11 protein-coding genes and 1 riboswitch are annotated in these 12,366 nt (G+C 74.2%); of the genes, 9 read left to right on the top strand and 2 right to left on the bottom strand.

The window, feature by feature from the left end; translation table 11 throughout:
• Nucleotides 1-78: 78 nt before the first annotated feature.
• Nucleotides 79-435 carry a VOC family protein gene (locus ACFCLZ_RS19730; protein ID WP_380277748.1) on the top strand — a complete coding sequence of 119 codons (357 nt, stop codon included), beginning with the start codon at nucleotides 79-81 and terminating at the stop codon, nucleotides 433-435.
• Between the two features lie 17 nt (nucleotides 436-452).
• The gene (locus tag ACFCLZ_RS19725; RefSeq protein WP_380277746.1) at nucleotides 453-1,316 is read left to right on the top strand and encodes a nuclear transport factor 2 family protein; all 864 of its coding nucleotides are present in this window, start codon (nucleotides 453-455) and stop codon (nucleotides 1,314-1,316) included.
• Nucleotides 1,317-1,434: 118 nt separating this feature from the next.
• Here the strand turns inward: ACFCLZ_RS19725 and ACFCLZ_RS19720 are convergent, their stop codons facing one another.
• Nucleotides 1,435-2,445 (bottom strand): DUF5937 family protein, encoded by a 1,011-nt coding sequence (locus tag ACFCLZ_RS19720; RefSeq protein WP_380277744.1) that lies wholly within the window; start codon nucleotides 2,443-2,445, stop codon nucleotides 1,435-1,437.
• A 103-nt stretch (nucleotides 2,446-2,548) separates the two neighbouring features.
• On the opposite strand from ACFCLZ_RS19720, the gene ACFCLZ_RS19715 reads away from it, so the two are divergent.
• The gene (locus tag ACFCLZ_RS19715; RefSeq protein ID WP_380277742.1) at nucleotides 2,549-3,868 is read left to right on the top strand and encodes an MFS transporter; all 1,320 of its coding nucleotides are present in this window, start codon (nucleotides 2,549-2,551) and stop codon (nucleotides 3,866-3,868) included.
• 77 nt (nucleotides 3,869-3,945) lie between these two features.
• On the opposite strand, the gene thiC is transcribed toward ACFCLZ_RS19715, so the two are convergent.
• The gene (gene thiC / locus ACFCLZ_RS19710) at nucleotides 3,946-5,772 is read right to left on the bottom strand and encodes a phosphomethylpyrimidine synthase ThiC (RefSeq protein ID WP_380277740.1); all 1,827 of its coding nucleotides are present in this window, start codon (nucleotides 5,770-5,772) and stop codon (nucleotides 3,946-3,948) included.
• Nucleotides 5,768-5,902, bottom strand: a riboswitch (TPP riboswitch). It overlaps the preceding gene by 5 nt.
• A 161-nt stretch (nucleotides 5,903-6,063) precedes the next feature.
• On the opposite strand from thiC, the gene ACFCLZ_RS19705 reads away from it, so the two are divergent.
• The 6 genes from ACFCLZ_RS19705 (at nucleotide 6,064) to ACFCLZ_RS19680 (ending at nucleotide 12,358) form a co-directional block, all read left to right on the top strand.
• On the top strand, nucleotides 6,064-6,270 hold the full coding sequence (locus tag ACFCLZ_RS19705) for a hypothetical protein (RefSeq protein WP_380277738.1): 207 nt from the start codon (nucleotides 6,064-6,066) through the stop codon (nucleotides 6,268-6,270).
• A 125-nt stretch (nucleotides 6,271-6,395) separates the two neighbouring features.
• On the top strand, nucleotides 6,396-7,907 hold the full coding sequence (locus tag ACFCLZ_RS19700; protein WP_380277736.1) for a flotillin family protein: 1,512 nt from the start codon (nucleotides 6,396-6,398) through the stop codon (nucleotides 7,905-7,907).
• An 81-nt stretch (nucleotides 7,908-7,988) separates the two neighbouring features.
• On the top strand, nucleotides 7,989-9,002 hold the full coding sequence (locus ACFCLZ_RS19695; protein WP_380277734.1) for a 3-oxoacyl-ACP synthase III family protein: 1,014 nt from the start codon (nucleotides 7,989-7,991) through the stop codon (nucleotides 9,000-9,002).
• On the top strand, nucleotides 8,999-9,739 hold the full coding sequence (locus ACFCLZ_RS19690; RefSeq protein WP_380277732.1) for a glycosyltransferase: 741 nt from the start codon (nucleotides 8,999-9,001) through the stop codon (nucleotides 9,737-9,739). Before ACFCLZ_RS19695 ends, ACFCLZ_RS19690 begins: the two co-directional genes overlap by 4 nt.
• 49 nt (nucleotides 9,740-9,788) lie before the next feature.
• On the top strand, nucleotides 9,789-11,276 hold the full coding sequence (locus tag ACFCLZ_RS19685; protein ID WP_380277730.1) for a class I adenylate-forming enzyme family protein: 1,488 nt from the start codon (nucleotides 9,789-9,791) through the stop codon (nucleotides 11,274-11,276).
• A complete protein-coding gene (locus tag ACFCLZ_RS19680) occupies nucleotides 11,273-12,358 on the top strand; it encodes a cytochrome P450 (protein ID WP_380277728.1) in 1,086 nt (361 codons plus the stop codon). Before ACFCLZ_RS19685 ends, ACFCLZ_RS19680 begins: the two co-directional genes overlap by 4 nt.
• Nucleotides 12,359-12,366 lie beyond the last annotated feature (8 nt).

Genomic DNA, 12,366 nt, shown 5'->3' with positions numbered 1-12,366 from the left:
CCCGCAAGGATCTTCAAGACCTTCGGCGCCCTTGCCCCGGATGCTGGGGCTCACGTGATGACACGAAGGGAGCCATCCATGGCCGTCCACGCGGAGCTCACCGCGATCACCATCGACTGCGCCGATCCCCGGGCCCTCGCCGAGTTCTACCGCAAGGTCACCGGCTGGGAGATCGGGCAGGCGGACGACGACTTCGTCCAACTCGGCAGGGGGCCGGTCGGGTTGACCTTCCAGCGGGTCGCCGGCTACCGGGGGCCCGGCTGGCCCGACGCCGCGAAGCACGCCCATCTCGACTTCACGGTCGCCGATCCCGAGGTCGCGGTGAAGGAACTGCTCTCGGCGGGGGCGACCAAGCCGCAGTTCCAGCCCGGCGAAGGCGAGTGGACCGTTCTCGCCGACCCCGAGGGCCATCTGTTCTGCATCGCTTCGGCCTGACGAGGAGTCGATCACCCATGGCCTCGATCCACAAGGAACTCGTCATCGACGCCCGCCCCGAAGCGGTGTGGTCGGTGCTCAGCGACTACGGCGCGGTGCACGAGCGGCTGGCGCCCGGGTTCGTCACCGGCACCCGGCTGAGCTCGGACACCCGCACCGTCACCTTCGCCGATGGCACGGTCGTGCTCGAACGGCTCGTCGACCTCGACCACGAGGCGATGCGGGTCGCCTACACGGTCATCGGCGGCAGCCTCCACCCGTCCCACCACCACGCGTCCATGCAGGCCCTTCCGGAGGCCGGCGGCCGGACGAGATTCGTGTGGCACACCGATGTCCTGCCCGACGCCCTGGCCGCACCGATCGCCGAGTCCGTCGAGCGGGGTTCGGCGGTGATCCGCCGCACGCTGGAGGCTGCTTCATCGGCCCCGCCCGGACCGGCGCCCGCCTCGGCCCGCGGCTCGATGAGCAGCCACGACATCGTCCAGGCCGCCTGGAAGGCGTTCGCCGGCCACGACGCCGATCAGATCTCCGCGGTCTTCACCGAGGACGCCGAGTGGCTGGCACCTCCGGGAAACGCGACGGCCACCGCGCTGGACCGCCCCAGCCACATGGTCGGCAGGGAGGTGATCACGCGCTTCCTCGCCGAGGACTTCTCCCGCCTGTTCGCCAGTGACGTCCACGTCACCTTCCACGGCTTCCATGCCGACGGCGAGCGCGTGATCGTGGAGGAGACCATGACCGCCACGCTCGCCAACGGCCGTCACTACGCCAATGACTACTGTCTGGTCTTCGAACTCCGTGACGGGCTGATCCACCGCGTTCGTGAGTACATGGACACCGCGCGCGGACACCGCATGGTCTTCGGCGGCGCCGAGAAGTAGCCGAGGACGGCGAAGCGCCGCCCCGAGGTGATCGGGGCGGCGCTCAGGTGTCCCGGGTCGGCCGACCAGCGGGAGGTGGCGTCGCGGATCTTCTGACTGATCTTCATGGCGGAGAGTTTCAGCCGGAAGGCAGCACAGCCGCCTCGTCGCGCCGGGCCTCCGAAGCGGCCACCAGGACTTCCGCCGCCGCTGTGCGGACGTACAGCACGTACCGGCCGCTGCGGTGTGCGTCGACCAGGCCGGCGGTGCGCAGAGCGGTCAAATGCTGGGAGACTCCTCCGGCGGTGATCCCGGTGCGGTGGGCCAGGTCGGTCGTCGAGGCGGGGGTGTCGAGTTCGACCAGCAGGCGGGCCCTGGAGCGGCCGATGACCGCTGCCAGTGCCTGCGGGACGGCGGATCGCCGTTCCCAGAGCGTGGCTACGCCGCGCGGCGGATAACGCAGGGTGGGTTGCCAGTTCGGGCTGATGACGGAGAAGACCCGGGGCCAGACGAACACCGACGGAACAAGGAGGAGCCCGCGCCCGCCGAGCTGCCGGCTGCCGCGGACATAGTGGTGCCCGACGTACAGGGTGTCCTCGTCCCAGGCCACGTTGGACGCCAGGTCGCCCAGCAGCTGATCCGCTCCGTGCTCGGCGAACAGTCTGGCCCGGTGCAGCACGTCGCCCTCCAGGAGAGAGCGCATCCGGGGCCAGTGCGGCGCGAGTGCGATCTCCCAGTAGCTCTCCACCAGTTCGGCGAGTTCGCCGAGACCGCGGTGCGGATCGCCGCGCAGCTGATCGATCCGCTCGGAGCGCGGCGCCCGTCGGCCGCTGAGGCCGGACCGGACCTTCTCGGGTGGCGTCGCGCGCAGAACGGCAAGCTCAAGTCCCAGATCAGCGACCGAGGTCGTCGGTGGTGGCGCAATGAAGACCGGGATCGACCGGGGCGGGTCCGGGACCAGATCGGCGAGCAGGCGCCAGTCCAGCCCCGAGGCGGCCAACCGGCGACGGACCTGATCGATCCACGGGCGGTGCAGCGGGTGCTCGGCCGGATGCTTCAGCACCCTGACACTGGCCACCACCTCCCACAGCGGCGACAGAGCGAACCGGGTGCGGGCCAGGTCACGAACGGAGAATGCCAGGTCCAGCACGGTGCAGCCCCCTCTGCGGCGCAAGACCCGGCGGCCGGCGGGTCAGGATTCAGGCCAGCCTAAATTCCTCGCCCGCCGGGCGGCGCGGCAGGAACCTCACTCCATGACCAGCAATGAGATCGCCCACGGGCCGGACACGGCCGCTCGCACGCCCGATCCGCATCCTTCGGTCCTCCGGAACCCGGACTTTCGCCTGCTCATCGGCGCCGCCGCGGTGAGCAAGCTCGGCACCGCGGTGAGCTCCTTGGCGATCCCGCTGACCGCCGTCCTGGCCCTGCACAGCTCGGCCGGACAGGTCGGTCTGCTGGCAACGCTGAGCACCCTCGCCTTCCTTCTGATCGGTCTGCCGGCCGGAGCCTGGGTGGACCGGATCCGCAAGCGACCCGTGATGATCGCCGCCGACCTCGCCAGGGTCGCGCTCCTCGGGTCGGTGCCGGCCGCCTGGCTGCTCGACTGCCTGACGATCCAACAGCTCTACCTGGTGGTCCTGCTGGCGGGCGTGGCCACGGTCTTCTCCGACGTGGCCACGCTGAGCCAACTGCCCGACCTGGTCGGGCGGGACCAGCTCACCCCGGCCAACGCCCACCTGGTGACAGTGGACGCCCTCACCCAGATCGGCGGGCGGAGCGCGGGCGGCTTCCTGGTGGCGCTGCTGTCCGCCCCGACAGCGGTCGTGGTCGACGCAGCCAGTTACCTGTGGTCGGCGATCCTTCTGCTGCGCATCCGCCGGGCGGAGCCGCAACCGCAGCACCGGCGCGACGCCCGCCTCAGCGGCGAGATCCGGGAGGGCCTGCGCTTCGTCTTCGGCCACCCGACCCTCCGGGCCATCGCGCTCGCCGGAGCCTGCACCAACCTGTCCATCCAGCTCTGCCAGACCATGCTGCCGGTGCTGTTCACCCGTGAACTCGGCCTCTCCGACGGTGTCATCGGCCTGTACTTCGCGGCCGGTGGCCTCGGCGTGTTCATCGGTTCGCAGTCGGCCCGGCGGCTGGCCCGCCGACTCGGCGCGGGTCGGGTGCTGTGGCTGATGGGCCTGGCCGTCGCGCCGTTCGGCGTCCTGCTGGCGCTGGCCGATCGCGGCCCGGCCCTCTGGCTTGCCGCGGGGGCCTGGCTGATCACCACGTGCAAGGTCGGCATCGACAACGTGATCAACGTCAGCTTCCGCCAGAGCGTGACACCGGACCACTTGCTCGGCCGGATGAACGCCACCATGCGGGTCGTCCTGACCGGCTCACTCGCCGTCGGCGCCGCCCTGGCCGGTCTGCTGGGCGAACTCGCCTCGGTCCGCACCGCCCTGTGGGTCGGCGCGGCCGGGCTGGCCACGGTCTGGGTACCGATCTTCTTCTCACCGCTGCGCACCCGGCGCGAGCTGCCCGGTCCCGGTGACACCACCTCGGGCCGAAGTGGAGCGCCACGAGCGTAGGACGCGACACCTTCCACCGGCCACCGGGGCCCGAGCGCCGTCCCGCGTCGGTCGGGACGGCGCTCGGGTGCGGTGTGTCAGTCCGCGAGGGGCAGGTAGACCTTGTTGCCCTGGGCCTTGAACTCCTCGGACATGGCCTTCATGCCCTCGACGGCCTGCGCGTCGTACTCCGGCGAGGCCGCGCCGTTGCCGAACTTCTCGTTGATGGATTTGCTGATCTTCATCGAGCAGAACTTCGGGCCGCACATCGAGCAGAAGTGGGCGGTCTTGGCGGGCTCGGCGGGCAGCGTCTCGTCGTGGAAGTCGCGGGCCGTCTCCGGGTCGAGGGCCAGGTTGAACTGGTCCTCCCAGCGGAACTCGAAGCGGGCGTCGGAGAGGGCGTCGTCCCAGGCCTGGGCGCCGGGGTGGCCCTTGGCGAGGTCGGCGGCGTGGGCGGCGATCTTGTAGGTGATGACGCCGGTCTTCACGTCGTCGCGGTTGGGCAGGCCCAGGTGCTCCTTGGGGGTGACGTAGCAGAGCATCGCCGTGCCCCACCAGGCGATCATCGCGGCGCCGATGCCCGAGGTGATGTGGTCGTAGCCCGGCGCGACGTCGGTGGTGAGCGGGCCCAGGGTGTAGAAGGGCGCCTCGTCGCAGATCTCCTTCTGGAGATCCATGTTCTCCTTGATCTTGTGCATCGGGACGTGGCCCGGCCCCTCGATCATCACCTGGACGTCCCTGGCGCGGGCGATCCGGCCCAGCTCGCCCAGCGTCCGCAGCTCGGCGAACTGCGCCTCGTCGTTGGCGTCGGCGATCGAGCCGGGGCGCAGGCCGTCACCGAGGGAGAAGGTGACGTCGTAGCGCGCCAGGATGTCGCAGAGCTCCTCGAAGTTGGTGTAGAGGAAGTTCTCCCGGTGGTGCGCCAGACACCAGGCGGCCATGATCGAGCCGCCGCGCGAGACGATGCCGGTCTTGCGGCGGGCGGTCAGCGGCACGTACCGCAGCAGCACCCCGGCGTGCACGGTCATGTAGTCGACGCCCTGCTCGCACTGCTCGACGACGGTGTCCCGGTAGACCTCCCAGCTCAGCTCCTCGGCCCTGCCGTCGACCTTCTCCAGCGCCTGGTAGAGCGGCACGGTGCCGATCGGCACGGGGGAGTTGCGCAGGATCCACTCGCGGGTGGTGTGGATGTTGCGGCCGGTGGAGAGGTCCATGACGGTGTCGGCGCCCCAGCGGGTGGCCCAGGTCATCTTCTCCACCTCCTCCTCGATCGAGGAGGTGACGGCGGAGTTGCCGATGTTGGCGTTGATCTTCACCAGGAAGTTGGTGCCGATGATCGCCGGCTCGACCTCGGGGTGGTTCACGTTGACCGGGATGACGGCGCGGCCGCGGGCGACCTCGTCGCGGACGTACTCGGGCGCCAGGCCCTCGCGCAGGGCGGTGAACTCCATCTCGGGCGTGATGATGCCGCGCTTGGCGTACCCGAGCTGGGTGACCGCGGCGCCGTCGCGGCCGCGCAGCGGGCGGCGCGGGCGGCCGGGGAAGACCGCGTCGAGGTTGCGCAGGTCGCCGCCGCGCGGCGAGGTGTGCCGGATGCCGTCGTCCTCGGGCCGCGCCTCGCGGCCTTCGTACTCCTCGACGTCGCCGCGCCCGCGGATCCAGGCGTCGCGCAGGGCGGGCAGGCCGCGCCGCACGTCGGGCTCGTGGTCCGGGTCGGTGTACGGCCCGGAGGTGTCGTACAGCGGGACGGTCCTCCCGTTGGTGAGCACGACCTCGCGGTACGGCACGCGCAGGTCGGGGCGGGACCCCTCGCGGTGGGCCTTGCGCCAGGCCGGGGTGGGGTAGCCGGTGCCCGCGCTGGTGACGGCGCCCTGCGGGCCGGACCGGGCCGGGGCAGGCTGCGGCTGTGCATCGAAGGTGGTCATCGGACCTCAAACTCCCTACGCCGGCATTACCCGGTCAGGTTCCTGCGGTCGGCGCAGCCGCCGGTCCGTCCGTCGACGTCCCGTTCAGCGCCCTCTCAGCCCGGTGCTCCGAGCTCCCGCGTCCGCAGGCGGTGTTGCCCGCGCATGACGTCCAACACCGTAGCGAGCCGATCGCCCGAGGTCCAGAGGGGTCCGGGAGGGGGAACGTCGAGGTCCGGACGGTGAACGGGGGACGCGGAGCCGCCGCTGCGGGCAGACTGGCCCCTGAGCGGACGAGGCGAGGAGGCCGGCGTGGTCGGGAGCACGGGGCGGGTCTCCGGGGCGGTTGGCGCGGGGCTGGTCGGCGAGGTGATGGTGCACGTGCCGGAGCGTCAGGGCACCGAGGCGTTCCTCGCCTACCTGGCCGTGCCCGGCGAGCGGCTGACGATCGGGACGCCGGTGGTGGTGATCGAGTACCAGCCGCCGAGGACGGTGTACGTGGCGCCGATCGGCCCGTGACACTCCGATGACCGTCCGGTGACGACCTTGTGACGGGCAGTCAGGTCACTTCCCTTTCCCTCGGGACGACCCGGGCGGACAATCCGAATCGGCGCATCTCCTGCGCCTGAAGGGGGAGTTGAACCATGGGATTCGTCATCGCCGGGGCCGCCGTCGGGGCACTGGTCATCGGGATCACGCTCTTCAAACTCATGTGGCGGGTGGCCGAGCCGAACGAGGCACTGATCATCTCCGGCTCGCGGCACCGCACCGAGGGGGTCGGCGACGGCCTGGGCTTCCGGATCGTCACCGGGCGCGGCACCCTCGTCACCCCCGGCCTGCAGGGGGTCCGCCGGCTCTCGCTGGACCTCAACGAGGCGGAGCTGAACGTCGAGTGCGTCACCACCCAGGGCATCCCGGTCCGGGTGAAGGGCGTGGTGATCTTCAAGGTCGGCGACGACGACGTCTCGATCGCCAACGCCGCCCGCCGCTTCCTGGACCAGCAGAAGCTGATCAGCCAGCGCGTCCACAACGTCTTCGCCGGCCACCTGCGCTCGATCGTCGGCGGGCTCACCGTCGAGGACATGATCCGCGACCGCGAGCGGCTCACCGGCGAGACCAGGGCCGCCTCCGGGCTGGAGATGGAGAAGCTCGGGCTGATCATCGACACCCTGCAGATCCAGGAGATCATCGACCCGACCGGCTACATCAAGAACCTCGCCATCCCGCACGCCGCCGCCGTCCAGCGGGACGCCCGGATCGCCCAGGCCGAGGCCGACCGGCTGGCCACCGAGGCCGAGCAGGAGGCCGCCGCCCGCAAGGCCGAGGCGACCCGCAACAGCGAGATCCAGCAGTCCTCGTACCAGGCCGAGATGGACACCGCCAACGCCCGCACCCGGCAGGCCGGTCCGCTCGCCGACGCCGCCGCCCGGCAGGAGGTGGTGGTCCAGGAGACCCGGGTCGCCGAGCTGGAGGCGCGGCGCAAGGAGCAGCAGCTCCAGATCGACGTGCGCAAGCCCGCCGACGCCCGCGCGTACGACACCCGCACCACCGCCGAGGCGGCCCGCGACGCGCGGATCTCGGCCGCGCAGGCGCAGGCCCGGGAGACCGAACTGGAGGCGGCCGCCGAGGCCAGCCGGGTGCGGGTCGCGGCCGAGGCGGACGCCGAGGCCACCCGGGTGCGCGGGCTGGCGCAGGCCGAGGCGACCACGGCGACCGGGCAGGCGGAGGCGTCCGCGGCCGAGGCGCGCGGTCTGGCCGACGCGACGGCGGCGCGGGCGATCGGGCTGGCCCGGGCCGAGGGCATCAAGGCGCGCGCCAACGCCCTGGCCGAGAACCAGGACGCCGTGGTGGCCCAGGAGTTGGCGGAGCAGTGGCCGCAGATCGTCCGGGCCGCCGCGGATTCCTTCGGCAACGTCGAGCACATGGTGCTGCTCAACGGGGCCGACGGGATGGGCGAGCTGTTCGCCAAGGCGCTCGCGATGGGCGGCACCGGGCTCGGGGTGGCCCGGCAGCTGCTGTCCACCGTCGGCCCGGACGGCGCCGCCCCGGCGGCGGCGCAGGCGGCACAGGCGGCGGCCGTCCCGGTACCGGTGGACGCGGCGCCGGTGGACGCCGTGCCCACGGGCTTCGCCGAGCGGGCCCGCACGGAGGACTGACCCCGTTTGGGTAGCCCGGTTACGGCCGCCTGAGTACCCGTACTCAGGCGGCCGCGACCGGGCCCACCGCACGATGAGGGCATGCACCCAGCAGCCACCGCGCGGATCGGCATCACCGCCGTCGGAGCCCAGCTCCCCGCCCGCCGACTGACCTCCCGGCAGCTCCAGGACGAGATCACCGCCGGCGGCCGGCTGCGCCTGCCGGCGCGGACCTTCGAGAAGGCCACCGGCATCGTCACCCGGCACTTCGCCGCCGACGACGAGTACGCCTCCACGCTGGCCGTCGGGGCCGCCCGGCGCGCCCTGGACTCCCGCGGACTGCACCCGCTCGACCTCGACCTGCTGCTCTTCGCCTCCGCCACCCGGGATGTCGCCGAGCCCGCGACCGCCCACCTCGTCCAGGCCGAACTCGGCTCCCGCGCCCACGCGTTCGACGTCAGCAACGCCTGCAACAGCTTCCTCAACGGGATCGACCTGGCCCGCGCGATGATCCTGGCCGGCCGGGCCCGGCGGGCCCTGGTGGTCACCGGCGAGACGCCCAGCCGGGCGATGCGCCGCGACCCGAGCGGCGCGGAGCAGTTCCGCGAGGGATTCGCCGGCTACACCTTCGGCGACGCGGGCGCCGCCGTGGTCGTCGAGGCCGTGGAGCGCGGCGGCATCCTCGACGTGGAGACCGAGACCGCCTCCGAGCACTGGGAGATCGGCGGCATACCGGGCGGCGGCTCGCGCCACCCGCGCGGCGACGAGTACAGCTACTTCCGGGGCGGCGGCACGGAGTTGCGCGCCGTCTTCGAGAAGATCGGCCTGGACATCCTGACCCGGGTGGCCGCCCGCACCGGCTTCGGCTGGGACGACTACGCCCGGGTGCTGGTGCACCAGGTGACCGTCCCCTACCTGGAGCGGTTCATGGCGGCCACCGGGGTCCCGGAGGAGAAGCTGGTGGTCACCGTACCCGATCTCGGCAATGTCGCCAGCGCCACGATAGGCATGCAACTCGACCGAATACACGGCGAGTTGGCGCCTGGCGACAAGGTGCTGATGCTCGGGCTCGGCGGCGGCGTCAGCCTGATGACGATGGTCTGGGAGGCTTCGTGACCACGCTGTGGGTGATCGTCCCCGCCTACCAGGAGGAGGCCCGGATCGCCGGCACCCTGGACGCCCTCGCCGCCCAGCGGGACCGGGACTTCACCCTGCTGGTCGCCGACAACGGCTCCACCGACGGCACCGTGGAGGCCGTCCGCGCCTTCGCCGCCCGGGCGCCGTTCCCGGTCGAGGTGCTGGTCGAGCCCGAGAAGGGCGTCGGCTGCGCCGTCGACACCGCGTTCCGGCACGCCGTCGCGCGGGGCGCCACCCTGCTCGCCCGCACCGACGCCGACTGCCTGCCCGAACCCGGCTGGACGGCCGCCGCCAGGGCCGCGCTGCACGACAGCGGCGGCCTGGTCTGCGGCCGGGTCACCGCCCGCCGGGACGAGCACGGGCCCGCCGGGCGCGCGGTCTTCCTGGCCCTGGTCGCGCTCGGCGCCCTGTTCGGCCGGATCCGGCCCGCGCACCGGCGCCGGCACGGCTACCTCACCCGGTACCGGATGCACGCGGGCAACAACATGGCGATCACCGCCGCGCTGTACGAGGCGGTCGGCGGCATGCCGCGCCGCCCCTCGCCGACCGACCGGCTGTTCGTCAACCGGGTCCGCCGGCACACCACCGCGATCGTCCACCGCCGCGACATGGTGGTGCAGAACTCCACCCGGCGGATCCGCGCCTACGGGGTGGTCGGCACCGCCCGCTGGTACCTGGACCGCGGCGCCGGCGCCCGCGCCGTCGACGTCCGCTGACCCCCGCCCGTACCGGCCCGCCCGCCCCGCCGAAACCCGAGGACACGCCGTGCTCGACCGGCTCGCCCACGCCCTGCGCACCGTCCACCCCGACCGCCCCGCCGTGCTGCGGCACACCCGGCTCGGCACCACCCGGGTGCGGATCCGCCGCGGCGAACTCGCCGACCTCGCCGACAACCACGCCGTCGCCCTGCACGCCCGCGGCCTGCGCGACGGCGACACCCTCGGCGTCGCCGTCCGCCCCGGCCCGCGCGCCCTCGCCGTCCTGATCGCCGCGCACCGGCTCGGCCTGCGCACCGCCGTCCTCGACCCGACCGCGGGCCCCGACGTGCTGGCCGCCCGGCTCGCCCTGGCCCGGCCCGACCTGGTGCTCGCCGACGCCGCCGCCCAGGCGGTGGCCGGCTGGGCCGGGCCGCTCGCCCGCCGCGCCGACCTCGCGCTGCCCCCGCTCGACACCCTCGGCCCGGTCGCCACGCTGGGGCACCGGCTGCCCGGCTGCGCACCCCGGCTGCGGACCAACCCCTTCGGCGCGTCGGTGCCGAGCATCCCCGCACGCGCCGTGCCCGAACGCGACGGCGACGCCGTGATCGTCTTCACCTCCGGCACCACCGCCGACCCGCGCGCCGTCGTGCACTCCCGCGGCGGCCTGGCCGCCGGGCTGCGCACCGTCACCGAGCTGGTCGACCCCCGGCCGGGCACGGTGGTGCTGGGGGGCACCTTCTTCGTACTGGTCCCCGCGCTCACCGCCGGCGCCGCCGTCGCCCTGCCGGCCCGCGAGCCCGCCGCACTGGCCCGCCAGTTCGCCCGGCTCGCCCCGGCCCACAGCTACCTCACCCCGCCGCAGCTGCGCGCCGCGCTCGCCGCCGGGGCCCGGTTCACCGGCCGGGTCTGGACCGGTTCGGCGCCCGCCGACGCGGCCCTGCTCCGCCGGGTCAAGCAGGCCGGCGCCGAGCAGGCCTGGGGCGTCTACGCGCTCACCGAGCTGTTCCCGGCGGCGGCCGTCGAGGAGGCCGAGAAGAGCGCCTTCACCGGCCCCGGCGACCTGGTCGGCGCCCCGCTGCCGGGCGTGCGCACCGGCCTCGGCCCGGACGGCGAACTGCTGCTCGCCGGCACCGGCGCCCGGCACCGCTACCTGGGCGAGGAACCCGAGCCCTGGGTGCGCACCGGCGACCGCGCCACGCCCGACCCGGACGGCCGGATCGTGCTGGCCGGCCGGCTCAAGGACATGGTGCTGCGCCGCGCCGAGAACATCTACCCGGGCCTGTACGAGCCGGCCCTGCACCTGCCGGGCGTCGAACTCGCGGTGCTGGTCGGCGTCCCGGACGGGCAGGGCGACGAGCGGCTGGTCGCCCTCGTCCAGCCCTCGCCCGGCACCGACCCGCGGCGGCTGCGCGGCGCGCTGACCGGCCCGCTGGACCGGATGGGCTCGGCCCGCCCGGACGCCCTGCTGTTCGGCGAGGTGCCGCTGGCCGGCCGCTCCCGCAAGCCCGACCGAGCGGCCGCCGCGGCCTACTGCGCCCGGCAGTTGGCGATATGACCGGCGGGACGGGACCGGAGCCCGCCCGGCACCCGGGCGCCCGCCGCCGGGACCGCCGGGTCTATCTGCGCAGCCATCCGCTGCTGTTCGCGCTGCTCGCCGCCACCCGCCGCCGTCCGGTGGCCCGGCTCGGCCGCACCGTGCTGGTGCACGGCGCCGAGGCCTACCGCGAGGCGCTCACCCGGATCCCGCTGGACCGCACCGCGCCCGGCACCACCGGCGGAGCCGCCGCCGAACTCACCTACGGCGGCGCGCTGTTCGACCAGGAGGGGGCCGAGCACCGCACCGCCCGCCGGGAGTTGGCGGCCGCCCTGGACTCGGCGGCGGTGGACCGGCTCCGCCCGCGCTGGCAGGCGGTGCTCGCCGACCGGGTCCCGGCGCTCGCCACCGGCGAGCTCGAACTCGTGGCGCTGTCCCGCGCGTTGGCCGGATTGACGGCCGCCGCGCTGACCGGCGCGACGGGCTGCCCGCACGCCCTGGCCGGCGCCGCCGCCGAGGCCGCCGCGGCCGCCGCCCGCGACCACCTGCCCGGCCCGCGCCCGCGCGACGCCGCGCGGAGGGCCGCCGCGCGGGCCGCCGACCTGGCCGACCTGCTGCCCGACCCCGGGACGCGATGGTCGCGGTGGCCACCGTCAACACCACCGTCGCCGCCCTCCCCCGGGCCGCCGCCTGGTGCGCGGACGCCGGGCTCTGGCCCTCGGTCGACGCCGCCGGCGCGCCCGCGCTGGCCGCCGAGCTGCTCCGGCTCACCGCCCCTCGCCGCTGCTCCCCGGGTGGCCGCGGCCGACGCCGAACTGGCCGGCCGGGCCGTCCGCAAGGGCGACCGGCTGGTCCTGGTCGCCCGGCACGCCGCCGGGGCGCACCGGCCGGCGCCGTCCCCCGGACCCGCCGCCGCCCAGGCGGTCTTCGGCGCCGGCCCGCACGCCTGCCCCGGCGCCGGAGCGGCCCGCGCCCTGCTCGCCGACCTGCTGCTCGCGCTCGCGCCGTACGCCCCGGTGGTCACGGGCGCCCGTGTCGACCGCCGGTCCGCCCTGCCCGGCTGGGCCGCACTCACCCTGCGCGCCACCCGCGCGCCCGCCTGATCCCCGCC

The organism is Kitasatospora purpeofusca (assembly GCF_042691725.1).
Classification (GTDB): domain Bacteria; phylum Actinomycetota; class Actinomycetes; order Streptomycetales; family Streptomycetaceae; genus Kitasatospora; species Kitasatospora purpeofusca_B.
Note: the sequence above shows the minus strand (reverse complement) of the source record. Positions and strands in the feature narration are given on the sequence as shown.